A 25,703-nucleotide genomic window follows, 5' to 3' on the forward strand; every position below is an offset into this window, starting at 1 on the left:
GGGCATGCCCCGCCTCTTACACCACATCTCTGTGCGCTACCCGATTTTCGTCCGTCAGAGTCACGATCGGGCTCCAAACAAGGCGATTTTGCTGATCTGGACCGGAAAATCGCTGCTACTAATTTGGTGACAGTACTCATATTTGGCCTTTTTTGACCACTGCCTCTCGGGCCAGGACAAAAGGGCTGCTCGAATCTTGGGGCGGGTCCATTTTCAACTATCCTCAGCTTGTCAGTTCGAAAATGGACCCGCCCCATGATTGAATCTTTATTCCAACTTTACACCTGGCTTTACAGCTGTCTTGTCAGCTGTAAAGCCAGGTGTCATACTAAAGCCCCAAGATTCGCCAAAAGAGAGGGGCCTTGATGGCACAGAGCGCGAACATGGATGCATCGGAGCTTGCACGCGACATTGCGGCCGGCCTGGCATCGGCAACGACGGCAACGGAGCGCGCGGCATTGGTGCCCGCAGAGCTCGTCGAGGCCATTCAGCAACTAAAAACCCAACGTGACGCGGTGATCCTGGCGCACTACTATGTGGCGCCCGAGGTCCAGGCCGTTGCCGATTACGTCGGCGACAGCTTTTACCTGGCAAAGCTTGCCAAAAGCCTGCCGCAGCAGACTATCGTGCTGTGCGGCGTGGAGTTTATGGGCGAGAGCGCCAAGCTGCTCAACCCCACCAAGACCGTGCTGCTGCCCGAGCCGGGTGCGGACTGCCCCATGGCGCACATGGTCAAGCGCGAGACGGTCGACGCGGCGCGCGCCGAGTACGGCGACGACCTTGCCGTGGTCTGCTACGTCAACTCGACGGTCGAGATCAAGAGCTGGAGTGATGTGTGCGTCACCAGCTCCAACGCCGTCAAGATCGTGTCCGAGCTGCCGCAGCAGCATGTCCTGTTCATCCCCGATCAAAACCTGGGCCGCTTCGTAGCCGAGCAGGTGCCGCAAAAGCACGTCATCCTCAACAATGGCTACTGCCCGCGTCATCACATCATCACCGTCGAGCAGATCGTCGACGCGCAGGAGGCGCACCCCGACGCGCTCGTGCTGGCGCACCCCGAGTGCAAGGCCGACGTCCTGGCCGAGGCCGACTACATCGGCTCCACTGCCGGCATCATCAAATATGCCGAGGAGTCGGACGCGAGCGAGTTCATCATCGTGACGGTTCGCGGTGTGCTCTACGAGCTCGAGCGCCGCTGCGAGGGCGCCGGCAAAAAGTTCTATTTTCCCGCGGTGCAGCCTACCTGCGTCAACATGGATCTCATCACGCTCGAAAAGCTCGTGCACTGCCTGGAGACGGGCGAGGGCGAGGTGCAGATTGGCGTGTCGGACGAGGCCGCCGATCAGGCCAAGCTCACGCTCGACCGCATGCTCGAGTACGCGGCGCGCTAAGCCAATGTGACATGAGGGATCATCCCTTATGTCACATTACAAGGGAGAGGATTCCTGTGGAAACCAAACAATACTCCGACATGGAGTGCGACGTCGTCATTGCCGGTTGCGGCGTGGCGGGCCTGTATGCGGCTCTCAATCTGCCGACGAGCACGCGCGTAATCATGCTCTCCAAGGGTGCCGTCGATGAGTGCGATTCGATGCTCGCGCAGGGCGGCATCTGCGTACTGCCCGAGGGTTCTGACTACGATGCCTTCTTTGAGGACACCATGCACGCCGGCCATTACGAGAACCGCCGCGAGAGTGTTGACATCATGATTCGCTCGAGCCGTTCGGTCATCAATGACCTGCTGGCCATGGGCGTGGACTTTGAGCGCAAGGCCGACGGCAGCCTCGACTTTACCCGCGAGGGCGCGCACAGCCGCCCGCGCATCGCCTTCCATGCCGATATTACGGGCAAGGAGATTACGACCAAACTGCTCCAGGCTGTCCGCAAGCTGGACAACGTGCAGATTCTCGAACACGTTGCCATGACCGATATCCTGACTGCCGAGCGCGATGGCGCCACGGCGTGCACCGGCGTCGTCGCCGTTTCCGTGGACGAGGACGATTCAGCTCGCCCCGCCGACGAGCTGACAAATGCCGCTGAGGACGTGCATGCCGGCGAGCCCTTTAAGATCCATGCCCGCCATACGCTGTGGGCAACGGGCGGCATCGGCGGCGTATACGACCACTCGACCAACTACCCGCAGCTCACGGGCGATGCCTGCTATATCGCTCAGGAGCATGGCATTAAGATGGAGCACCTGGACTACGTGCAGATCCATCCCACGGGACTGTTCTCGCCGCAGCCGGGCCGCACCTTCCTGATTAGCGAAAGCTGCCGCGGCGAGGGCGCGATTTTGCTCAACGCCGCCGGCGAGCGTTTTACCGACGAGTTGCAGCCGCGCGACGTCGTCACCGCCGCCATCCGCGAGCAGATGAAGCAGGACGGCGCCGAGCACGAGTGGCTGAGCTTTGCCCCCGTCGAGCGCGACGTGGTGACCGGGCACTTCGCCAACATTCGCGCGCGCTGCCTGGAGGACGGTCGCGACATCCTGGATGAGCCCATTCCCGTTACGCCCACGCAGCACTACTTTATGGGCGGCGTGTGGGTCGACAAGGACGGCCGTACCTCGATGCCCGAGCTCTACGCCGCCGGCGAGACGGCTTGCAATGGCGTGCACGGCAAGAACCGCCTTGCATCGAACAGCCTGCTCGAGGCGCTGGTCTGGGGTCGTCGCGCCGCGTGGTACATGCGTACCGGCGAGTCACTGGCCGTGGAGCAGGCCGGTGAGCCCGCGCTTGACGGGCGTCACCGCGCCCTGAGTGCCGATACCCTTGCAATCGATGATTTGGCCCGTGCCGCCGGCACGCAGGCCGTGGAGGAGTAGACCATGAATCCCATTACCATGAAGCTCGTCGTCGATGATCTGATTCTGCAGGCTCTGCGCGAGGACATTACCTTTGAGGACGTGAGCACGGCGAGCGTGTGTCCCACGGCGCGTCCCGCCACGGTGGAGCTTATCGCCAAGGCCGATGGCATCATCGCGGGCTTGGATGTGTTCGCTCGCACCTTTGAGCTGCTGGATCCGCAGAGCTCTGTGTTGTTAGATGTCGCGGACGGCGACGAGGTGCACGCCGGCGACCACGTGGGCCAGGTGCGCGGCGATGCGCGCGTACTGCTTTCGGGCGAGCGCGTGGCGCTCAACTACCTGCAGCGCATGAGCGGCATCGCTACTTACACGCATCGGATGGCGGCTGCGCTCGAGGGCACCAAGACCGTGCTTGTCGACACGCGCAAGACCACGCCGGGCATGCGTGTCTTCGAGAAGGCCGCAGTCGAGATCGGTGGTGGCAGCAACCACCGCTATAACCTGTCGACGGCTGTCATGCTCAAGGACAACCACATCGACGCCGCCGGTGGCGTGGCGCGCGCGATTGAGATGGCGCGCGCCCATGCGTCGTTTACCGCGACGGTCGAGATTGAGTGCGAGAACCTGGACATGGTACGCGAGGCCGTGGAGGCCGGTGCCGACATCATCATGTTCGACAACATGACCCACGATGACATGGCTACTGCGATTGAGCTTATCGCCGGTCGTGCCAAGACCGAGTGCTCGGGCAACGTAGACGCCGACAACATTCGCGCCCTGGCCGACCTGGGTGTTGACTATATTAGTTCGGGCGCTCTGACGCACTCTGCGCCGATCCTCGACCTCTCGCTTAAGCACCTGCGTCTACTGGACGGTAAATAATGGACGCCCGCGAGCGTCGCCGTTCCATCATGGCCGTGCTCGAGGAAGCCAAAGATCCTGTCTCGGGCAGTGCGCTTGCCCGCGAGGTGGGCGTGAGCCGTCAGGTTGTGGTGCAGGACATCGCCCTGCTGCGCGCCGACGGGCACGATATTGTCGCCACCAATCGCGGCTATGTGCTACAGGAGGCAGCGAGCAGCCCGGCTGTGCCCACGCGTCTGGTCAAGGTACGCCACGGCGTGGAGCAGGCGGGCGATGAGCTCACGAGCATCGTCGACGCGGGCGGCGCCGTGCTCAACGTGATCGTCAACCACCGCGTGTACGGTAAGATCACAGCCGACCTGGACATCCGCAATCGTCGCGACGTCGAGCGCTACCTACACGATATCGAGAGTGGCAAGAGCTTTCCGCTATTAACGGTGACGAGTGGCTATCACTTCCATCGCATTGCGGCAGATGACGAGCAAACCCTCGACGAGATCGAGGCCATACTCAAGGAGAAAGGCTATCTGGCAGACCTGATGCCCTACGAGGATGATTTGTCCTAGCCCGATACTGTCTTTATAAGTTGCGGTGAAATAGTTCCTAAAAGCGGCACCTAAGCAATGAATCGGGAACTATTCCACCGCAACTGCCAAGGTAGCCCTGTCCCCAATTAGCTGCCTATACAAACAAAAGGAGGCCTCCGCGGCGATGCGGAGGCCTCCTTTTTGTGCACGGTGTACTTTTGAGTGTGCAGGTGGGAGAGCTGTTACTCCTCGACGATCTCGGTGATCGCGCCGGCGGGGCAAGCGTCCTGGCAAGCGCCACAGGCGACGCAGGAATCCTCGTCAGCGACGGTAGCGACGTCCTGGAGCTCCAGAACGCCAGCGGGGCAGGAATCGACGCAAACGCCACAAGCGATGCACTCGTCGGCATCAATTACGGGATGAGCCATGGTAGTTTCCTCTCTGTTGACCGACGCTACAGGCGATGCGCGTCGGTTTGATTCGGGCAAAAACATACCACGGGAGCGACCGTTTGCAATACCCTCTGACCGGCATCTTCATACCGTTCGCCGAGTATGCCACGGCTTACTAAAAAACATGCAGGTGAGGCCGTTGAGCTGCGCAAATGTTAGCTACAGGTGACTTGAAATATAGGGCGATTGAGCGTGCTTGCGGAAAGCGCATCCCGTTATTTAGCCGAGAAACGGGTCGAACTTTCCCCAGGGAAGCCCGGGGCCGCCATGTGCGCTCCCAAGCCCAAACCTCAGCCATCTCTACATAGATCTCAATAGATCTGCCGAGAACTCAAACAGTGCATCTACCTGCGCATTTGAGAACCTAAACTCTCAGAGATAAGAAATCTTATATGAATTGACTTAGATTTTGTATATTCCGGCCCATAAGGGGATACACTACATCCTGAAAGACAAGCCGAAGCGCCGCGCGACAGACCGTCGAGGCGGCGCGAACGCAAAAGAGAGAGGGAATTTCTAATGAGTAAGATTCTTGGTATCGACCTTGGTACTACTAACTCCGCAATGGCCGTTCTCGAGGGCGGTTCTCCGACCATTATCGTGAACGCCGAGGGCGACCGCACCACCCCGTCCGTCGTGGGCTTCCGTGCCGACGGCGACCGCGTCGTGGGTAAGGCCGCTAAGAACCAGGCTGTCACCAACCCCAAGAACACCGTGTTCTCCATCAAGCGCTTCATGGGCCGCAAGTACTCCGAGTGCACCTCCGAGATCAAGACCGTGCCGTATGAGGTCAAGGAGGGCCAGGGTGGCCGTGCCGTCGTCGATATCGAGGGCAAGGATTACACCGCCGAGCAGGTGAGCGCCATGACGCTCGCAAAGATGAAGGCCGACGCCGAGAAGTATCTGGGCGAGACCGTCACCGACGCCGTCATCACCGTCCCGGCCTACTTCAACGACGCCCAGCGTCAGGCCACCAAGGACGCCGGTAAGATCGCCGGCCTCAACGTCAAGCGTATCGTCAACGAGCCGACCGCTGCTGCTCTTGCCTATGGCCTGGACAAGCAGGGTACCGACCAGCGCATCCTGGTCTTCGACCTGGGCGGCGGCACCTTCGACGTCTCCATCCTTGACCTCGCTGACGGCGTGTTTGAGGTTCTGTCCACCTCGGGCGACAACCACCTGGGCGGCGACGACTGGGATCAGCGCGTCATCGACTGGATGGCCGATAAGTTCCAGCAGGAGAACGGTGTCGACCTGCGTCAGGACCCCATGGCCCTGCAGCGTCTGAAGGAGGCCGCCGAGAACGCCAAGAAGGAGCTCTCCGCCGCCCAGCAGTCCACCATCAACCTGCCGTTCATCACCATGAACCAGTCTGGCCCGCTGCACCTCAACTACACGCTGACCCGCGCCGAGTTCGAGAAGATCACCCGCGACCTGCTCGAGCGCTGCAAGCAGCCTGTCACCAACGCCCTGCGCGACGCTAAGCTCAAGCTCTCCGATCTGACCGAGGTCATCCTCGTCGGCGGCTCCACCCGTATGCCCGCCGTCCAGGATCTGGTCAAGACCATGACCGGCAAGCAGCCCAACATGTCCGTGAACCCCGACGAGGTCGTTGCCGACGGCGCTGCCGTCCAGGGCGGCGTGCTCACCGGCGACGTCGAGGGCATCCTGCTGCTCGACGTTACCCCGCTGTCGCTGGGCGTCGAGACCATGGGCGGCATCATGACCAAGATGATCGACCGCAACACCACGATCCCGACCTCCAAGACCGAGGTTTACTCCACCGCTGCCGACAACCAGACCAGCGTCGAGATCAACGTGCTCCAGGGCGAGCGCGAGCTTGCCCGCGACAACAAGTCGCTCGGTAAGTTCCAGCTGACCGGCATCCCGGCTGCCCGCCGCGGCGTGCCGCAGATCGAGGTCACCTTCGACATCGACGCCAACGGCATCGTCAAGGTCTCCGCTAAGGACAAGGGCACCGGCAAGGAGCAACAGATCACCATTTCTGGCTCCACCGCTCTGTCCGACGACGAAGTCGATCGTATGGTCAAGGACGCCGAGGCTCATGCCGAGGAGGACAAGAAGCAGAAGGAAGAGGTCGAGGTCCGCAACCAGACCGATAGCCTGTGCTACTCCACCGAGCAGACCCTCAACGAGCTGGGCGACAAGGTTTCCGCCGACGTGAAGTCCAAGGCCGAGGCCGCTATCGCCGACGCCAAGAAGGCGCTCGAGGGCTCTGACGTCGAGGCCATCAAGGCCGCTGGCGAGTCCCTGCAGTCCGTGGCCTACGAGCTGGCTCAGGTTGTCTACGCCGACGCTCAGCAGCAGACCGACGGTGCCGCCGGTGCCCAGCCCGCCGACGATGACGTTGTCGACGCCGACTACGAGGTTGTGGACGACGAGGACAAGTAATCATGTCCGCCCGTAAAGCTCGCACGGAGGCGGCCGCCGCTGGCGCCGCCCCCGTTGACTCTGAGGAGAAGGACGTGAAGATTCCCGTAGAGGCCGTTGACGATACCGAGGCCAACGAGGCCCCGGCCGCCGAGGCTGCCGAGAACCAGGTAGAGGATTCTAACAAGGAGGCGACGATGACCGAGGACGAGATGGTGGAAGCCGCTATCCGCGCCGGTGAAGAAGCCGCCGACAACGACTTTAAGCTCAAGTTCGAGCAGGCCCAAAAGGAGCTTGCCGATGTGCGCAATGAGCTCGATGCTGCGGCAGAGGCTCAGAAGGCCGCCGAGGACAAGGCGAAGGACGCTACCGAGCGCACCGCCCGTCTGCAGGCCGACTGGGAGAACTTCCGTCGCCGCACCGCCAACGAGCGCATCGCCGAGCGCGAGCGCGCGACCGAGAAGCTTGTCACCGCGCTGTTGCCGGTGATCGACGATATCGAGCGCGCAATCGACCATGCCCGCAGCCAAGAGCTTTCCGACGACTTTAAGCAGTTCGTCGATGGCGTTGACGCGGTACATGCCAAGCTGCTCGATGTGTTTGCGCACGAGGGCGTTGAGCCTATCGACCCCAAGGGCGAGGCGTTCGATCCGCTCGAGCACCAGGCCGTGGGGCGTGTCGAGGACGCATCGCAGTACGACGAGACTGTCAACGACGTGTACCAGAAGGGCTACCGCATGGCGGATCGCATCCTGCGTTCCGCGATGGTGACGGTGACCTACGGTGGCGAGAAGCGCCCCGCACCGGAGCCCGAAGCGGCGCCCGAGGATGCTACGGCCGATACGGCCGAGAGCACCGAGGAGTAATTGAGAAGGGCCCCGGGGCAACACCCGGGGCCCTTTCTGGCCTAGTGCCATATGAAAGCATGAGCCGCCGCCCGCTGGGCGGCGGATGAAACAGGAGAGGAGCTACGATGGCTGCAGGCAAAACCTTCTATGACATCCTGGGCGTATCCAAGAGCGCCTCCGACAAAGAGATCAAGAGCGCGTTTCGCAAGCTCGCGCAAAAATATCACCCCGATGCCGGCGGCGACGAGGCCAAGTTCAAGGAGATTAGCGAGGCTTACGAGACGCTTTCGGACGAGAAGAAGCGCAAAGAGTACGACCAGATGCTCATGTTCGGCGGCATGCCGGGCGCGGGCGGCGCGTATGGCGGCGGCTACGGTGCCGGCGCGGGCGCCAGCGGCTGGGGCGATATCTTCGACAGCATCTTTAGCGGCAACGGCGCTTGGGGCAGCGATTGGGGCTCGGGCTTTGCCGGGGCTGCGGGTAATGCCGGTGCCGGTGCGGGTCGCAGCCGTGCTCGCAAGGGCGGCGACCTGTCGCTGACTGTCGACGTGACGGCCGAGGACGCGTTTCGCGGCGTGACGCACAAGGTCACCTATCGCATTCCCTCGACGGGCGAGCAGCAAACCATTACGGTCTCGGTTCCCGCAGGTGCGGTCGACGGCGGCAAACTACGCTACAAGCGTCGCGGCGAGTATGGCGTTGCGGGTGGCGAGCGCGGCGACCTGGTCGTGACCACGCATGTGGAGGAGCACCCGCTGTTTAAGCGCAAGGGTGCCGATGTGACCATGGAGGTACCGATCTCGGTTTACGAGGCGGCGCTCGGCTGCACGGTGGATGTGCCCACACCCGGCGGCGCGACGGTTCGTCTGAAGGTGCCGGCGGGCACCCAGACGGGCAAGAAGTTCCGCTTTAAGGAGATGGGCGCGCCCGATGTTAAGCACCGTGGCCGCACGGGCGCGCTGCTCGTCGAGATCAAGGTGCAGGTTCCCACGAACCTGTCCGACGATGAACGCGATGCCATGACCAAGCTGCGCGAGGCCGACACGCGCGACTATCGCGAGAAGGTCAATCGTTACAAGGCGACGTACTAGGGCGGTCGCGGCGCACGCCCACGCCCGCGGGCTTATGATGGACGATAACGAGACGGAAAGGGGTCAGGTAGCATGGCCGAGGACAATAGGAACAAACCGTTGTACATGATCAGCGTGGCGGCCGAGCTGACCGGCATGCACCCGCAGACTCTGCGCGTCTACGAGTCCAAGGGCTTGGTGAACCCCCAGCGCTCGGGCGGCAACACGCGTCTGTATTCGCGTGCCGATATCGAGCGCCTGGAGCTCATCAACCAGCTGACTGACGAGGGCATCAACCTTGCCGGCGTGGTGCGCATCCTCGATATGAAGGAGCGTGCCGAGGAGCGCGATCGCGAAAACGAGAAGCTTCGCGCCCGCGTTCGCCAGCTCGAGGACGAGCTACACGAGTACAAGATGCAGAAGAAGATCACCGCCCTGGCTCCGCGCGACGGCTCGGTTAACCCCGAACAGGTCATGCGCAAGCTACTGGGCGCCGGCGGGGATCTGTAGTTACGCGGTTTTACCAAACCGCGTAACGGCTCGACGCTGCAAGCCCGCCCGAGCGGCAATCTGCCTTTCAACTTCGGCGGCATGACCAGAAGGTCAATGCCGCCTTGTTTCAAGGCACCTTGCTCGCTCTGGCGGGCTTTCGCTGTCTGCGCCAAAACATCGGCGTTGTTATGGGTAGTCATTGGGGACGTTCTTAAATGACTAGTCGAAAGGGACACTCTTGCGCCAAATCTGCCGGCCCCACACCGGGCTCGTCCTTTACTTTACTGAGATAAAGTGAACGTGTAGATTCGTAACCCACTCGCAACCGTTCTATGGCACGATATTGAACGAATGTATGCTATGCGCCCAAATCTTTTGGGCAGAGTGGGAGACAGTATGGTCAAGCTGTACGAGGACGGCATTTACCTGTGCGGCGGCAGCGAGGTTGTGCCTGCGGCCGAGGCTGCCGAGCGCGGTATTACGCAGACGCCCGAGGATGCTAAGCGCGGCACCATCGCGTATTCGATCCTCCAGGCACACAATACGTCCGGAGATCCCGAGGCGCTCAAGATTCGCTTCGACGCTATGGCGAGCCACGACATCACCTTTGTCGGCATCATCCAGACGGCGCGCGCCTCGGGCATGGAGCAGTTTCCGCTGCCCTACGTGCTCACCAACTGCCATAACTCGCTGTGCGCCGTGGGCGGCACCATCAACGAGGACGATCACGTCTTTGGCCTTTCCGCGGCCAAGAAGTACGGCGGCATCTTCGTTCCGCCGCACATCGCCGTCATCCACTCCTTTATGCGTGAGAACTTCGCCGGCTGCGGCAAGATGATCCTGGGTTCCGACTCGCACACCCGCTATGGTGCCCTGGGTACCATGGCCGTGGGCGAGGGCGGCGGCGAGTTGGCAAAGCAGCTGCTGCGCGACACCTACGATGTCGCCTATCCCGGCGTCGTGGCCATCTACCTCACGGGCGCCCCGCGCCCCGGCGTCGGCCCGCACGATGTGGCGCTCGCCATCATTCGCGCCGTCTTTGCCAAGGGCTACGTCAAGAACAAGGTCATGGAGTTTGTGGGCCCCGGAATCTCGAGCATGACGACCGATTACCGCAACGGCGTTGACGTCATGACCACCGAGACCACCTGCCTGTCGAGCATCTGGGCTACCGACGAGGACACACACGCGTTTTTGACCATGCACGGCCGCGGTGACGACTACCGCGAGCTCAAGCCCGCCGATGTCGCCTACTATGACGGCTGCGTCGAGGTCGACCTGTCGAGCGTCAAGCCCATGATCGCGCTGCCGTTCCATCCTTCCAACGGCTTTGAGATCGACGAACTCAACGAGAACCTCGAGGACATCCTGCACGAGGTCGAGCTCGAGGCCGCCAAGATCGGCGAGGGCAAGACACACTTTAGTCTGCTCGACAAAATCGTCGACGGCAAGCTGCACGTGCAGCAGGGCGTTATCGCCGGCTGCTCGGGCGGCAACTACGACTCCGTGGTCCAGGCTGCCCGCGTGCTCAAGGGCGCCAACACCGGCTGCGGCGAGTTCTCGCTGTCGGTCTATCCCACGAGCCAGCCCGTGGCACTCGAGCTTACACGTCGCGGCTATATCTACGACCTCATGGAGGCCGGCGCGATCGTGCGCACGGCGTTCTGCGGCCCGTGCTTCGGCGCCGGCGACACGCCCGCCAACAACGGCCTGTCCATTCGCCACACCACGCGCAACTTCCCCAACCGCGAGGGTTCCAAGCCGGGCAATGGCCAGCTGAGCGCCGTGGCCCTGATGGACGCCCGCTCCATTGCGGCGACGGCTGCCAACGGCGGCGTTCTGACGCCGGCGACCGACCTGCCCGAGGAGACTTGGGACGAGGCCTGCGAGTACACCTTTGATGACGCACCGTACAAAAAGCGTGTGTACTGGGGCTTTGGCAAGGCGGAGCCTGCCGACGAGCTGGTTGAGGGCCCCAACATCAAGCCGTGGCCCGCGATGGAGCCGCTCGGCGACGATATCCTGCTCAAGGTGTGCTCCAAGATCATGGACCCGGTCACCACGACCGACGAGCTCATTCCCTCGGGCGAGACGAGCTCCTTCCGCTCCAATCCGCTGGGCCTGGCTGAGTTTACGCTCAGCCGCCGCGACCCGGCCTACGTGGGTCGCTCCAAGGAGGTCGACGCTGTGGAGAAGCGTCGCGTTTCCGGCGAGTCCGCGGGCGACCTGGCGGCGCTCGATGCCGAGCTTGCCGGTGTGTTTGAGGCGCTGGCCGGCGCGGGTGTCGCGGCCGATGCCAAGGCGACCGAGTTCGGTTCCATGATTTACGCCAAGAAGCCTGGCGACGGCAGCGCCCGCGAGCAGGCCGCGAGCTGCCAGCGCGTAATTGGCGGCCTGGCCAACATCGTCCACGAGTACGCCACCAAGCGCTATCGCTCCAACGTGATGAACTGGGGCATGGTGCCCTTCCAGATGGAGGCTGAGCCCAACTTTGAGGTGGGCGATTACGTCTTTGTGCCGGGTATCCGTGCCGCGCTCGATGGCGACCTGAAGAACATCGCTGCCTACGTGGTGCACGCCGATGGTGCGGTCGAGCAGATTGAGCTCTACATTGCCGATATGACGGCCGAGGAGCGTGCCATCGTCAAGGCCGGCTGCCTGATCAACTACAACAAGTTCAAGGCCGCTGCCGAGTAACGCACTTAATTGTCCGCCCGGGGCTTACCCTTTCCCGCTCGCTCACGCGCTTCGCGAGGGTCGCGTTCGGGAAAGGGTAAGCCCCGGGCTACATTTTTGCGTTCTCGTTGGGTCTTGAGGGACGCTAATAAATGGACCTGCTTGATGCCGCCCCTTTTTATTGGGGCGGCTTCTTTTTTGGACCACCACAAAGGGGACGGGCACTTTTGTGGTGGTTCCGTTTGTCTCGATCTGTAACGGCTGGGCTGTTAAAAGCGGGCTTGGTGTTACAGATTGAGAATTTCGGACGGGGATCCGCGTTCCATCTCGATCTGTAACATTTGGACCCCAATTTACCGAGTAGTTGTTACAGATCAAGACAAACGTCCGCAGCCGATCATTTCATCTCAATCTGTAACACTTAGGGCACAAAGGGGCTGCTAGATGTTACAGATCGAGACAGTGGAACATCGGAGCCGAAACCACCACAAAGGTGCCTGCCCGACGGGTCCTTATTTCGATGGGGCCCAGGTTATTTCATCGTCAAATAGCCAAGTGCGTGCTGAGCCGCTGTCGCGCGCTGTCTGCGGATCGGGCTCGCAGGTTTGTTCGTAGGCATCCTCGGTACACCGATCCATAAAATCGACGACTGCCGTCTGGTCGCCTTCCATGACGTAGATCACGTTGCCATCCGAGATATAGACTCCCGGCCCTTCGTTGTCCACGTAGCCGGGGTCGTATGAGACGTTGCACAGTATGCTCCCGTTTGCCGTGTCGAGTTCAAGGGTCGAATAATACCCGCCATTCATTTGGCCTTTCTTGGCTCGATATATTGCGGCGCCGTACCATCGATTAAACGTCTTGCCTTTGAGTAAACTGGTTGCCTTGCCGATAAGCTGCTCATCTTGGGTATAGCGCGTGGCTCCAAGTTCGATTCGGGGATAGTTGCTGACCCCAAGCGCTGCGGGCGTACCGTCGAAATCGACGGTGATTGAATCGGGTTTGACGATATCGGTGAGGATTTCGATGGGATAGCTTATGGTTTCAACCGCCGCCTGCGTCGCCGAGGCAGGGAGAAATGCGAGATAGATAATGCCTACGCCGACTGCGGTAATTGCAAACGCTAAGACGAGCAGGCCGATATAGGTGGAGCGTTTCACGGTGGGCACCTCTCATGCAATATGCAATCATTAAGATAAATGATACAAGCTTACGACAATATTCAAAAGAAAGCGATCGTTCGAAATGGGGGGCTAAAAGGCCCTATTGGGCTTCGATTCGATCTCTAATAGGAATATTTGCCTCCCCTCATTCTGGGCGAGGGGTCAAAAATTGAGTTCACGAGTTTTGCGCAATACTATTCTCACTAAACCCGCTATTTTCACTATAAGCACTATAAAAACGACGGGGACGATGACGAGAGTATTGTGGCGTACGATAACCAAGCCGTTTAAGCCGGCACCCTTGTCTTGAATCTCCATCTATATCTGCGCGAACGGGCTATCGGTGGCTCTCGATTTCGTCGCTGTGTTCTCGTTGGATCTTGTGGGACGCTAAAAATAGACTGGGACCACCACAAAGGGGACAGGCACCTTTGTGGTGGTTCCGTTTGTCTCGATCTGTAACATCTGGGCTGTTGGAAGTAAGCCTGCTGTTACAGATTTAGATTTTCAGATGAGCCTTCGTGGCTTGTCTCGATCTGTAACAGTTAGACCCTAATTTGCCGAGTAGATGTTACAGATTGAGACAAACGGTTGCCGCTGGTCATTTCATCTCGATCTGTAACATCTAGGATCAAAAATGGCTGCTAGATGTTATAGATCGAGATGGTAGTGCGCCTGGGCAGCGACGGGCTGACATCTCAGTACCCTATCCATCAATCACTCAGAAAATCTTATATATAGAGACTTAGATTTGTGTATAAGATCGCGCAAAGCTGGCAACAATACTTCTCGAACAACGTGAAGCCGCCCCGTAGGGCGGCCGCCCCAAGAGAGGTGATTCCATGAGAATCGATAAGCTAGCAATGACGTCGCGCGAGGCGCTGCAGACCGCCATGAGCACGGCTGCCGACGCGCAGGCCGGCGCGGTGGAGCCGATTCACCTGCTGTCTGCCCTGCTCGGTGCCGGTGAGCGCAATATCTCCGTGATCATCGAGCGCATCGGTGCCGACCCGGCCCAGCTTGCGCGCTCCACCCAGGACGCCATCGACCACGCGCCCAAGGTTTCGGGCGAGGGTCAGCAGATGGGCCTGTCCAACGAGCTCGTCCGCGTTATCGAGAAGGCCGAAAAGAAGGCCACCAAGATGGGCGACAGCTTTGTGGTGACCGAGCATCTGCTGATGGCACTTGCCGAGGACAAGGGCGAGGCCGGCCGCGTTCTGCGCGACGCCGGCGTTACCAAGGAGCGCATCGAGCAAGTCTACGAGGAGCTGCGCGGCGATGACCGCGTGACGTCTGCCGAGGACAAGACGCAGTTTGAGGCGTTGGAGCAGTACGGTCGCAACATCTGCGATCTGGCTCGCGCCGGCAAGCTCGACCCGGTCATCGGCCGTACCGACGAGATCCGTCGTACTATTCAGGTTCTGTCCCGCCGCACCAAGAACAACCCCGTGCTTATCGGCGAGCCGGGCGTCGGCAAGACGGCCATCGTCGAGGGCATTGCTCAGCGAATCGTGGCCGGCGACGTACCGAGCACCCTGCGCGACCGCGACCTCATCGAGCTCGACATGAGCGCGCTGGTCGCCGGCGCCAAGTATCGCGGCGAGTTCGAGGACCGCTTGAAGGCCGTGCTCAAGGAAGTGCAAAAGTCCGAGGGCAAGGTCATCCTGTTCATCGATGAGCTCCACACCATCGTGGGCGCGGGTGCCACCGAGGGCTCCATGGACGCCGGCAACATCCTCAAGCCGGCGCTCGCCCGTGGCGACCTGCACGCGATCGGCGCGACTACGCTTGACGAATACCGCAAGTACATCGAGAAGGACGCGGCGCTCGCGCGTCGTTTCCAAACCGTGATGGTCTCCGAGCCTACCGTCGAAGACACCATCTCCATCCTGCGTGGCCTCAAGGAGAAGTACGAGATCTTCCACGGCGTGCACATCACCGATAGCGCGCTCGTGGCCGCCGCCGACCTCTCCGATCGCTACATCGCCGATCGCTTCCTGCCCGACAAGGCCATCGACTTGGTCGATGAGGCCGCAAGCCGCCTGCGCATGGAACTCGACAGCATGCCGGTCGAGATCGACGCCACCACGCGTCAGCTCACCCAGCTGCAGATCGAGGAACAGGCGCTCATGAAGGAGACCGACGACGCCTCCAAGGAGCGTCTGGAGGCCCTGCGCCAGGAGATTGCCGAGGTCCAAGAAAAGCTCAACGTGCAAAAGGCCGGCTGGCTCAACCAGAAGAACGCCATCGACCACGTGCAGGAGCTCAAGGGGCAGCTCGACGAGGCCAGAAGCGAAGAGGAGCGCGCGACGCGCAACGGCGACCTGGGCCGTGCGTCCGAGCTGCGCTACTCCGTGATTCCGGGTTTGCAGCAGCAGATTCAGGATTCCGAGGCTGCGCTCGAGGCACAAAAGCAGCAGGACGGCGAGGGCCTCAACGAGCAGGTGACCTCCGATGAGATCGCCGAGGTCGTGAGCGCCTGGACCGGCGTGCCCGTGTCCAAGATGATGCAGGGCGAGCTCGACAAGCTCAAGGGCCTGGAGGGCGAGCTGCATAAGCGCGTCATCGGCCAGGACGAGGCCGTGTCCGCTGTGGCCGCGGCCGTGCGCCGCAGCCGTGCGGGCCTCTCCGACCCGGACAAGCCCATCGGTAGCTTCTTCTTCCTGGGCCCCACCGGCGTAGGCAAGACCGAGCTCGCCAAGGCGCTGGCCGAGTGCCTGTTCGATGACGAGCGCGCACTCGTGCGTATCGACATGTCCGAGTACATGGAGAAGTTCAGCGTCCAGCGTCTGATCGGTGCGCCCCCGGGATACGTGGGTTACGACGAGGGCGGTCAGCTTACCGAGGCCGTGCGCCGTCGTCCGTACTCCGTGATCTTGCTCGACGAGATGGAGAAGGCCCATCCGGATGTCTTTAACGTGCTGTTGCAGGTGCTTGACGACGGTCGTCTGACCGATGGCCAGGGTCGCCAGGTGTCCTTCAAGAACACGATCATCATCATGACGTCCAACGTGGGCTCCAAGGCTATCGCCGATCTGTCCGGCAAGGACGAGGAGGAGATGCGCCATCAGGTCGACGCCGCCATGGCTCAGACCTTCCGCCCCGAGTTCCTCAACCGTATCGACGATATCGTGGTGTTCCATCCGCTCGGCATGGCGCAGATTGAAAAGATCGTCGACATCCAGCTCGCCGACGTCCGCGCGCGTCTGGCCAAGGAGCGCATGACGCTTGCCATCACCCCGGCGGCCAAGCAGATGCTCGCCGTGGGCGGCTTGGACCCGGTCTTTGGCGCCCGTCCGCTCAAGCGTCTGGTGCAGCGCGAGGTCGTGGACGCCATCGCCGCCGCTATCATCGACGGCAGGGTGCGCGAGGGAGATCAGGTGACGGTCGATGCCGACAAGGACGGCGGCTTTACCGTCGTGTGTGACAACACGCCGGCGGCCACCTACGAGGTTCCCGACGCCGAGTAGACTTTTGGGGTATGCCTTAAAATCTACCAGCCGTCTCTAAACGCCAAGGGCGGCGGATCCAATTGGGTCCGCCGCCCTTTTTCGTGCGACAATCGATAATGTTGAACACGATTGCATGGCAAGGAGATATGCAGATGATAGACAAGAACAAGACGAATGCGCCGGTCGCCAACGCCGCGCCGGCCGCGCCCAAGCCTGCACCCAAGCCTGTGCCCAAGCCGCGCGACCCCTACATCCGTGCCGAGAACGAGGATGACGACGGCTACGATCCTTATAGCGATCGTCGCCCCGAGCGCGAGCCCCTCTTCGAAGCCGACCCCTGGCGTTAAGTAGCTCATTTGGGACGGGGCTTTTTTAGCTACTTTGTTTTCGGCTAGAGGCGTTCATGCCTGCCCCCCTCGGCCGCTCGATATCCTCCGGGAGGGGCCACTAATAGAAAACTTGCTTATCCATTAATCAAGATACGCATAATCTTGCTCTCCTGCTAATCAAGAATCGTTATAATCTTGATTAGCAGGAGAGCAAGATTGGAGAATTATGGCATTCAACGACTTGGTGGCTCAAAAAATAAAGGACTTTGAGCAACAGGGGATTCCGCAGGTCTTTGAGCGCGACCTTGATCTGGGCAACCCGCAGGAGCCAAAGCGCGACAACATCGTATATGTGATTGTGGGCGCCCGTCGTTGTGGAAAGACGTATCGCCTGTATCAGGAGATACGGCGGCTTCAGGGCCAAGGCGTCGAGCTTGACCGGATGCTATATTTCAATTTTGAGGATGAGCGCTTGCGTCCGTATGAGCCATCGCTACTAGCGGACGTGCTCGATACATTCTATGCACTATATCCTGCTGCTCGAGGCGAGGGCGCCTACCTTTTCTTTGACGAGATCCAGGAAATACCCGAATGGGGTGCGTTTCTGCGACGCGTGGTCGATACGGAGAAGGCGACCGTTTACGTGACGGGATCTTCTTCTAAGATGCTGTCCTCAGAACTTAAGAGCGAGTTCAGGGGCCGTTCTCTTGTGCGAGAGCTTTTTCCGTTGAGTTTTTCGGAATACGTCCGATATAAGACGGGGAGCGTTCCTGAGTCGAACGCGCCCTTCTCCTCAAGCGCTGCAGCGTTGCTCCGACACCATCTGGTCGGATATCTCGAGCGAGGGGGATTCATCGCGACACTTGAGCAGACGCCCGCAGACGCGATTCAGCTGCTACAGGAATATGCGTCGCGAACGGTCGCTATGGACGTTGTGGAGCGTTACGACGTCAAGAGCCCTCGTTTGGCCTCACTGTTTCTGACGCGGTGTATGGCATCTTCGGGACGAGAGCTGTCGGTGAACAAGGTGTACAACGAGTTCAAGAGCAGGCAGATACCCGTCAGTCGCAATTCGCTCAGCGACTTACTTGAGTATTACGAGGACGCCTACCTGCTGTTTTCTGTGCCGGAGTTTACGCGTTCACTTGCAAATAATACGCGGTCTGCGTCTAAAGTCTACGCTGTCGATCCTGCGATGTTTGGAGCATTCTCTCCCGCATCGGCATTGGACCAGGGCCAGAGGCTCGAGACTGCGGTGTTCAATGCGCTCAGAAGAAGGACTCCTGCGGTGCGGGTCGGTTCGGTCTGCCGCCTACTGGTCAAGGAGAAGAATAAAAGCCATGAGGTTGACTTTGTGGCTGGGGATGCACTTCTCATGCAGGCTTATAGCCTGACTCAGGTGAGTGTGGATATGGCAAGCGAGAAAACGCGCGAACGCGAAATTGCAGCCCTCGATGCCTCGATGGCCCAGTTTGATCTTGGCGAGTCGGTAATCGTTACTATGGATGAACAGGCCGATATTCCATGTGAACACGGTGTGGTACACGCTGTGCCCGCATGGAAGTGGCTCCTTGCCTAATCATCTACGGATCTGTGGGGCCAGGACCTCCTGGCCCCTTCATCACGGTTGGGGAGTACCATGATGCGCCCGGCTAGTCCTGGGCCTTGATGCTCGGCAGCAGAATCTGGGCGATGTAGTCGCATTCGAGCTTGGTGGCAGCGTCGGCCTTGCCGTCTTTGCCGACCAGCACGTTCTTGATCTGGCTGTAGGTGTAGCGGTTGCCGGTCGTAAGCTCGACAAGCTCAATGGCTGTGTCCATGGGATAGGTCGACACGGGGTTCTGCGTGCGCCCGTTGATGGTCTGGGGCGCCACGTACGGATAGACGGGACCGCTGGCGTAGACGGTATAACCGTTGCCTAGGTTGGCTGCACCCAAAACCGTATCGCCCTCATCGGGCGTAAAGCTCTCGCCCTCGCGCACTGCGACGAGCGTCACAATCGGTGTATCGCTGTCGCCGGCAAGATAGATGCATAGCGTGCTGCCATTTTGCCAAGTCTCGACCTTGCCGTACCACTCGACGGGGATATCGAGCTGGTAGAGGTCGGTTGCCTTGTGGCGGGCGTCGGCATCACGGGCCGCCTGTGCCTTTTGCGCGCTCACGGCATTGACGGCGGCGTCGCGCCGCGCGGTTGCCGCCTGCTGGAGCACCTTGGCGGTGGCGGCGGAGCTCGCGCCTCCCTCCTCGGCATATTTGGCGGCGGCATCGATCTGGTCGTCAGTCACCGTGTCGGCCGAAGGCACCTTGAGCTTAAAGGCGGCCTGGCTGCTTAGGTCCTGTCCGTCGCTCTTGATCGTGACCTGCGCCTTGGTGGTCGGGACGGTATAGATGGTGCCGTCGGCCGCGATGGGAGAGGCAGCGATGGAGAGCGTGTAATCGCCGGGCAGCAGTTTGATGCCGCGGCCGTGCTCGTCAACATAGAGCGTTTCGCTCACGGATGAGCCATCAGCGTCCTGACCGCTCACCTGTACGGGAATCTTAGAGCTGGTGGAACAGTCGAGGCCCGCGGCATGCACGCCAATCTGCACCGACATCATCGTGTGGGCATTGGCGGCGACAGCGGCAGCCTGCTCTTGCTGATATCCGTTCCAGGCAGCATAGCCTGCACCGCCGGCGACGAGCGCGGCGGCCACGATACCGGCGACCATCAGATTGCGGCGCTTGGGCGACATCTTGCGATGACGAACCTCGGCCTCGCGTGCCGAGGGAACGGACGGTAGGGGAATATCGCCCATGGCGATGGTCTCGTCCACGGCTGGTGCGGAACCCAGGCCAGGAAGCTCGCGGGTCAGCGAATCCTCGGCCGGCAAGCTGTCGAGCAAGACGGTTTCCTCGCCCGTGTCGGATTCGGGCTGATTGCCGGCCTCGCTTTCGGTGTCTTCGTGACCTGCCTCGTCTTCGGTGGGCGCGGCGCCATCGTCTTTTGCATCCTGATCATCGAGCTGCGCCTCGATTTCCGGCTCATCCTGCACATTAACGCTCGAATCGTCAAACGTAATCTCGGCCAGCGCGATCTGGTCTAGACTCTCCAGGGCCTCGGCACACGCTTCTGCATCTTGGACCGCATCCTCTTGGCCCATCGTCTCATCTTTCATATATCCCCCAAGCTCAATATCGGGACAACAATGTACCCAAAAACGGGGCTCCATAGAGCCGCCGCATGATTTGAAATCCGATTTTATATATGCGCGTGTTTTTGAATAGATGAATAGAGGCGCAACGACAAAAAGCCCCCGGAAAGCGAGCGAAACGCTTTTCGGGGGCTCTGCGAGACATTGGATTGAAAGGCCTGGTGAGCGGGCCTATGCCCAAGTGCCAACAGCGGCCAACATGTTACTCGGCGTGCGCGTAATCAACCTTGGCACGGCGAGCGGTGGCCTTCTCCCAATCGCTGGTGCCCTCAAAGACATCCTGCTTGTAGGGATTGCGGCCGAGCTTCTTGGCACGGTAGACGATGTAGATGATCGCGGCGACGTTGGCGACCAGCGCGGCGATCGAGACCGCGGTAGCGGCGCCGGGGTCGAGCGTGGAGTGGGTCACAAAGATGGACTCCTCCTGGAAGTACGGGAACACCTGGGCAAACATGCACCAAATAGCCAGCGTAAAGGCACGGTTCTGGATCCAGCCGCCCTTGTTCCAGATAAAGGCGGCGACGGTGGGCGCCAGCAGCAGTGCAAAGCCGCAGAACCAGGAGTGGGTGGGCAAGCAGTTGTAGGTGTAGCAGAAGTTCCAGATATCGTAGGCGATGATGTAGACCCAGGTCATGTCGGGCCACAGCATGTCGGTCTTGTCCTCAGAGGCGTAGACACTCCACCAACCGGTCATGCAGAAGATGTTGATGATACCGGCGATGCCGTTGAACACGTTGTTCCAGCCGGCGAGCTGCGTGGCGCCCTCGGAGGTGACCCAAGTGGACTGGCCCAGGACAAAGAAGTGATAGGCGCTCTCAAAGTCGGACACGACGGCGATCATGATGTTGATGGCGACGATCACAAACGGCCACGCGCGGAACCAGTGTGCCTTGCCGATCTTGCCCCACTGATACTTAATGGCGATGAAGCCCCAGCAACCGGCCAACGCCGCGTAGACCTTGGCGTAGTGGAACCAGCTGTTCTGGTACACATGGGTGGGGTTGGTGAGCGCCCACTCGGCACCCTGCGAAACGCCGACGGCGATGGCGACGCAGTAGATGGTCATGGCCAGCGGAGCCACGCCAAAGATGATGGCCGCGCCGAGCTTGGTGCGGCGGCCGACCTCGTTGAGCACGATCAGGCCGATAAAGACCATGGCCCAGCCGGCCCAGTGGATAAGGGTATCGCTACCCCAAACATCGAACAGCATGCTGCTCTCCTTTCACAAGCCCGCGGCCCCTCTTCCGATCGCGGGCAGTTTGACCAAATGTCGTCAGTTCTGGGGCTTGCGCTCCGGATACTTGGCGGTATAGCCCTCGATGTGGAGTGTCGAGGCGATGATTTCCTTGACCGTCTCGTCGGGCACATCGGGGTGCGTGCGGATATACATCAACAACCCCATGATGAGGGTGTAGAACGTCTCGTAGACATGGTCGATGCGTAGCTCATGATGGGCGACAAAATCCACCACGGTGGTGTCGCAGATATACTGCGCCACGCGTTGGACCACGTTGTGCAAAAAGCCGCCGTAGAGCGCGCCGCTGCTGGAGGTCAGGGTGCTCGGCAGTTCGTGGCCGCTGGCGACCAGGCGCTTAAAGAGCGGGGCGACGGTGTCGAGCGCCCCCTCGATGTCGCCAACCGTGCGGCTGGCATTCCACTGCTCGAGCTCGGTAATGAAGCCGTCGATCGCCTCGTCCATAACAGCGGTGACGGCGGCGTCCATATCGGCAAAGTAGTGGTAGAACAATGAACGCGTGCAGCCGGCTCGCTTGGTCACGGCCGATACCGATAGGTGGGACACGCCCAGCTCGGAGCTTACGGTGCGCACGGCATCGAGGATCTCGCGACGGCGTTCGTCACCCGTCAGGCGCTTTGCCGCACTATCGGATGCGGGGACGGCATCGACCACAGAGGTATCTGCTGTTTTGCCGCCCATGTTTTGCCGCCTTCCATCCTCTTTTGCCTGACCGTTCGCCTAACAGTCTTGAATATTGTTGACGGTTCGTCAATACTATTTTTGACACAATGTCAACTAATGGCGGGTGAACGGCATGGGGGCATGTCCGGCCTGCAAAAAAGAGGGGCGCTGCGGCCTCGTCGGGCTGCGGCAAGAGAAGGGACAACCATGATTCTCAACGGACCGGGAATTAGCTACACCGAGCCTGACATCGGTTCGGAGTTCGTGCCGCCGCTGCCGGAGCATCCGCGCGAGGCAATCGTCAAGCTGTGCGAGCACTGCACCAACCGTCTGCTGCATCGCGACGAGCTGCTGGGCTACGAGTACTGGTCGTTTGCCGAGGCCGCAACCGACGAGCAGGCCGAAGTGCTCTGCAAGATGAAGATGCGCCGTCCCTATACGCTGCCCGAGATGGTCAAGCTCACCGGCATGCCCGAGGCCGATATCGAGAAGATGCTCGACGACATGAGCTACACGGGTCTGCTCGAGTACAACTGGGAAAACCCCGAGCGCGCCAAGCAGTGGGTGCTGCCCATGCTGGTGCCGGGTTCCGCCGAGTTCCTCAACATGCGCGTGAGCCAGCTCGAGGAGCACCCGGTCTACGCCAAGTTCTTTGAACAGGCATCCAAGGGCCCGCTGTCCCGCGCCACGCCGATGGTGCCGCCCGGAGGCGCCGGTATCGGCATGCACGTCATTCCGGTCGAGAAGGCTATCGACGCCACGAGCAACTCGGTGCCTATTGAGCATATCGAGCACTGGCTCGACAAATACGAGGGTAAGTATGCCGCTAGCACCTGCAGCTGCCGCGCGAGCCGTCGCGTGATGGGTGAGGGCTGCGCCGACGACCCGGCAGATTGGTGCATCGCCGTGGGCGATATGGCCGACTACGTGGTCGAGACCGATCGTGGCCATTACGTGACGCGCGACGAGGTCTACGACATTTTGCGCCAGGCCGAGGACAACGGCTTTGTGCACCAGATCACCAATATCGACGGCGAGAACAAGATCTTCGCCATCTGCAACTGCAACGTCAACGTGTGCTACGCCCTGCGCACCTCGCAGCTGTTCAACACACCCAACCTGTCGCGCTCGGCCTATGTCGCCAAGGTCGAGAAGGACAAGTGCGTGGCCTGCGGTCGCTGCGTTGAGGTGTGCCCGGCTGGTGCAGCCAAGCTCGGCCAGAAGCTCTGCAGCAAAAAGGCCGGCGGACAGGTGCCCGAGTATCCGCGCCAGGAGCTGCCCGATGCCACCAAGTGGGACCACACCAAGTGGTCGCCCAACTACCGCAACGACAACCGCATCGAGACGCATGAGTCCGGCACCGCTCCCTGCAAGACGGCCTGCCCCGCGCACGTTGCCGTTCAGGGCTATTTGAAGCTCGCGGCGCAGGGTCGCTATGACGAGGCGCTCGCGCTCATCAAGCGCGAGAACCCGCTGCCCGCTATCTGCGGCCGTGTGTGCAACCGCCGCTGTGAGGATGCCTGCACCCGCGGTCGTGTGGACGCCGCCGTGGCTATCGACGAGGTCAAGAAGTTCATCGCCCAGCGCGATCTGGATGCCGCGACTCGCTATGTCCCACCTGTGGTGACCCCGACGCGTGCCGGCGGCTTCGACCAGAAGATCGCCATCATCGGCGCCGGTCCGGCCGGTCTGTCCTGCGCCTTCTATCTGGCCGAGAAGGGCTACAAGCCCGTCGTGTTCGAGAAAAACGAGCGCCCGGGCGGCATGCTCACCTACGGCATTCCCAGCTTTAAGCTGCAGAAGGACGTTATCGAGGCCGAGGTCGAGGTCATTCGCCTGATGGGCGCCGAGTTCCGCTATGGCGTGGAGGTCGGTCGCGATGTGACGCTCGACGAGCTTCGCGCGCAGGGCTTTAAAGCCTTTTACGTGGCCATTGGCTGCCAGGGTGGCCGCCTTGCCGGTATTCCAGGCGAGGATGCCGAGGACGTGACCGTGGCCGTCGACTTTTTGCGCGAGGTCAACAGCGGCAAGATCGACGCGCTGCCCGGGCGCACCATCGTGGTGGGCGGCGGCAACGTGGCCATCGATGTCGCGCGCAACGCCTGCCGTCTGGGTTCCGAGCACGTTGAGATGTTCTGCCTGGAGAGCGAGGCCCAGATGCCCGCCAGCGAGGAGGAACGTCGCGAGGCCGTTGAGGACGGCGCTCACGTCAGCTGCGGCTGGGGCCCCAAGGAGATTCACCTGGACGAGGCCGGTCGTGTGTGCGGTATCACCTTCAAGCGCTGCACGCGTGTCTTTGACGACGAGGGCCGTTTTGCGCCCGAGTACGACGAGAACGACCTGCGTCGCGTCGACGCCGATCGTGTCGTCATGTCGATTGGCCAGTCCATTGTGTGGGGCGACCTGCTGGCTGGCTCCAAGGTGGAGCTCGGCCGCGGCCAGGGCGCCCTTGCCGACCCCCAGACCTATCAGACCGCCGAGCCCGACATCTTTGTGGGTGGTGACGTCTACACCGGTCCCAGCTTTGCCATCGACGCCATCGCCGCCGGTCACGAGGCCGCCGTGTCCATCCATCGCTTTGTGCAGCCGGGCTCCACGCTCACCATCGGCCGCAACCAGCGCCGCTACACCGCGCTTGACCGCGACGATGTTGTGATCGAGAGCTATGACAACGCGAGCCGCGAGGTGGCACATGTCGACCGCGAGCGCGAGAAGGCTGCACCATTCAGCGAGTACGTCGAGACCTTTACCGAGGAGCAGGTGCGCGCCGAGACCGCTCGCTGCCTTGGCTGCGGCGCCTCGATCGTCGACCCCAACAAGTGCATCGGCTGCGGCCTGTGCACCACCAAGTGCGCGTTCGATGCCATCCATCTGGATCGCGACCGCCCCGAGTGCTCAACGATGGTCAAATACGAGCAAAAGCTCCCAAGCCTGGGCAAGTACGCGCTCAAGCGCGCCATCAAGATCAAATTCGGTCGCAAGTAAGTAGTCATAACGGGAACGGCGGAAGGAATTAAAAGTGCACGAGCTCGGAATCGTGTATCACATCATTCGCGATGTCGAGAATGTGGCTCGCGCCAACGGCGTAAGTCGCGTTTCGAGCGTGACGTTGCTGTTGGGCGAGGTCTCGGGCGTCGTTCCCGATCTGCTGCTTGATGCTTGGCGCTGGGCGGCAGATAAAAAGCCTATCACGCAGGGCGCGGAGCTTATTGTGGAGCCTGTCGAGGCCGTGACGCATTGCGAGGCGTGCGGCTGCGACTACGCGACGGTCGAGCACGGCAAGACCTGTCCCCATTGCGGTAGCGGCGAGACTTATCTGCTGCAGGGCCAGGATGTCATGATCAAGCAGATCGAGACCCCCGACGAGGACCCGGCAGACGCTACCCCTGATGGTCCCGCTGCTCCTGACGCCGTCGACGCCGCCAACCCCCTCCACATCGCCTAACTTAGTCGTTGGGTGTTCCTATAGTTTTGTCAACCGTCGGGGCTACTCCCGGTAGGGCACCCGGTCGCGCATCACGGCGTAT

Annotated in this window: 20 protein-coding genes; 15 read left to right on the forward strand and 5 right to left on the reverse strand. The window is 61.0% G+C overall.

What is annotated here, in order from left to right:
• Window positions 1-365 precede the first annotated feature (365 nt).
• Genes nadA through DXD16_RS09555 form a run of 4 tightly spaced genes read left to right on the forward strand, consistent with a single transcriptional unit; the run spans window position 366 to window position 4,233 of the window.
• Window positions 366-1,391: a quinolinate synthase NadA gene (gene nadA, locus DXD16_RS09540; RefSeq protein ID WP_117655928.1), complete on the forward strand. Its 1,026-nt coding sequence runs from the start codon at window positions 366-368 to the stop codon at window positions 1,389-1,391.
• A gap of 56 nt (window positions 1,392-1,447) precedes the next feature.
• Window positions 1,448-2,824, forward strand: a complete 1,377-nt coding sequence (locus DXD16_RS09545; protein ID WP_233502697.1) for an L-aspartate oxidase — start codon at window positions 1,448-1,450, stop codon at window positions 2,822-2,824.
• A gap of 3 nt (window positions 2,825-2,827) precedes the next feature.
• On the forward strand, window positions 2,828-3,688 hold the full coding sequence (nadC, locus tag DXD16_RS09550; protein ID WP_117655929.1) for a carboxylating nicotinate-nucleotide diphosphorylase: 861 nt from the start codon (window positions 2,828-2,830) through the stop codon (window positions 3,686-3,688).
• Window positions 3,688-4,233, forward strand: coding sequence for a transcription repressor NadR (locus DXD16_RS09555; protein WP_117655930.1), 546 nt, complete (start codon window positions 3,688-3,690; stop codon window positions 4,231-4,233). The genes nadC and DXD16_RS09555 overlap by 1 nt, the downstream gene beginning before the upstream one ends.
• A 203-nt stretch (window positions 4,234-4,436) precedes the next feature.
• On the opposite strand, the gene DXD16_RS09560 is transcribed toward DXD16_RS09555, so the two are convergent.
• A complete protein-coding gene (locus tag DXD16_RS09560) occupies window positions 4,437-4,622 on the reverse strand; it encodes a DUF362 domain-containing protein (protein WP_006235216.1) in 186 nt (61 codons plus the stop codon).
• A gap of 543 nt (window positions 4,623-5,165) precedes the next feature.
• Here DXD16_RS09560 and dnaK point away from each other — a divergent pair.
• The 6 genes from dnaK (at window position 5,166) to DXD16_RS10395 (ending at window position 12,461) form a co-directional block, all read left to right on the forward strand.
• Complete coding sequence (gene dnaK, locus DXD16_RS09565; RefSeq protein ID WP_117564548.1) at window positions 5,166-7,058, forward strand: molecular chaperone DnaK; 1,893 nt, start codon at window positions 5,166-5,168, stop codon at window positions 7,056-7,058.
• Between the two features lie 2 nt (window positions 7,059-7,060).
• A complete protein-coding gene (locus DXD16_RS09570; RefSeq protein ID WP_117655931.1) occupies window positions 7,061-7,903 on the forward strand; it encodes a nucleotide exchange factor GrpE in 843 nt (280 codons plus the stop codon).
• Window positions 7,904-8,010: 107 nt separating this feature from the next.
• On the forward strand, window positions 8,011-8,976 hold the full coding sequence (locus DXD16_RS09575; protein ID WP_117583637.1) for a DnaJ C-terminal domain-containing protein: 966 nt from the start codon (window positions 8,011-8,013) through the stop codon (window positions 8,974-8,976).
• A 72-nt stretch (window positions 8,977-9,048) separates the two neighbouring features.
• On the forward strand, window positions 9,049-9,465 hold the full coding sequence (locus DXD16_RS09580) for a heat shock protein transcriptional repressor HspR (protein ID WP_117655932.1): 417 nt from the start codon (window positions 9,049-9,051) through the stop codon (window positions 9,463-9,465).
• 378 nt (window positions 9,466-9,843) lie between these two features.
• A complete protein-coding gene (locus tag DXD16_RS09585; protein WP_117655933.1) occupies window positions 9,844-12,144 on the forward strand; it encodes a hydratase in 2,301 nt (766 codons plus the stop codon).
• Between the two features lie 131 nt (window positions 12,145-12,275).
• Complete coding sequence (locus DXD16_RS10395; protein ID WP_147326481.1) at window positions 12,276-12,461, forward strand: hypothetical protein; 186 nt, start codon at window positions 12,276-12,278, stop codon at window positions 12,459-12,461.
• Between the two features lie 174 nt (window positions 12,462-12,635).
• Here DXD16_RS10395 and DXD16_RS09590 read toward each other — a convergent pair whose 3' ends face one another.
• On the reverse strand, window positions 12,636-13,283 hold the full coding sequence (locus DXD16_RS09590; protein ID WP_117655934.1) for a hypothetical protein: 648 nt from the start codon (window positions 13,281-13,283) through the stop codon (window positions 12,636-12,638).
• Between the two features lie 845 nt (window positions 13,284-14,128).
• On the opposite strand from DXD16_RS09590, the gene clpB reads away from it, so the two are divergent.
• The 3 genes from clpB to DXD16_RS09605 all read left to right on the forward strand — a co-directional run bounded on the left by clpB (window position 14,129) and on the right by DXD16_RS09605 (window position 18,646).
• Window positions 14,129-16,756, forward strand: coding sequence for an ATP-dependent chaperone ClpB (gene clpB / locus DXD16_RS09595; protein WP_117655935.1), 2,628 nt, complete (start codon window positions 14,129-14,131; stop codon window positions 16,754-16,756).
• Between the two features lie 134 nt (window positions 16,757-16,890).
• Window positions 16,891-17,085: a hypothetical protein gene (locus DXD16_RS09600; RefSeq protein WP_233502698.1), complete on the forward strand. Its 195-nt coding sequence runs from the start codon at window positions 16,891-16,893 to the stop codon at window positions 17,083-17,085.
• 208 nt (window positions 17,086-17,293) lie between these two features.
• On the forward strand, window positions 17,294-18,646 hold the full coding sequence (locus tag DXD16_RS09605) for an ATP-binding protein (protein WP_117655936.1): 1,353 nt from the start codon (window positions 17,294-17,296) through the stop codon (window positions 18,644-18,646).
• 73 nt (window positions 18,647-18,719) lie between these two features.
• On the opposite strand, the gene DXD16_RS09610 is transcribed toward DXD16_RS09605, so the two are convergent.
• The 3 genes from DXD16_RS09610 to DXD16_RS09620 form a co-directional block, all read right to left on the reverse strand.
• Window positions 18,720-20,222 (reverse strand): hypothetical protein, encoded by a 1,503-nt coding sequence (locus DXD16_RS09610; RefSeq protein ID WP_117655937.1) that lies wholly within the window; start codon window positions 20,220-20,222, stop codon window positions 18,720-18,722.
• Between the two features lie 238 nt (window positions 20,223-20,460).
• Entirely contained in the window at window positions 20,461-21,468 is a 1,008-nt protein-coding gene (locus DXD16_RS09615) for a DUF5692 family protein (RefSeq protein ID WP_117655938.1), read from the reverse strand.
• A gap of 63 nt (window positions 21,469-21,531) precedes the next feature.
• Window positions 21,532-22,194: a TetR/AcrR family transcriptional regulator gene (locus DXD16_RS09620; protein ID WP_117655939.1), complete on the reverse strand. Its 663-nt coding sequence runs from the start codon at window positions 22,192-22,194 to the stop codon at window positions 21,532-21,534.
• A 189-nt stretch (window positions 22,195-22,383) separates the two neighbouring features.
• Here DXD16_RS09620 and DXD16_RS09625 point away from each other — a divergent pair, with 189 nt between their 5' ends.
• Window positions 22,384-25,161: an FAD-dependent oxidoreductase gene (locus DXD16_RS09625; RefSeq protein ID WP_199408219.1), complete on the forward strand. Its 2,778-nt coding sequence runs from the start codon at window positions 22,384-22,386 to the stop codon at window positions 25,159-25,161.
• Between the two features lie 34 nt (window positions 25,162-25,195).
• The gene (locus tag DXD16_RS09630) at window positions 25,196-25,621 is read left to right on the forward strand and encodes a hydrogenase maturation nickel metallochaperone HypA (RefSeq protein ID WP_117655940.1); all 426 of its coding nucleotides are present in this window, start codon (window positions 25,196-25,198) and stop codon (window positions 25,619-25,621) included.
• Window positions 25,622-25,703: the final 82 nt, after the last annotated feature.

The sequence above is a fragment of the Collinsella sp. TF11-5AC genome (genome assembly GCF_003436775.1).
In the GTDB taxonomy this organism is placed as follows: domain Bacteria; phylum Actinomycetota; class Coriobacteriia; order Coriobacteriales; family Coriobacteriaceae; genus Collinsella.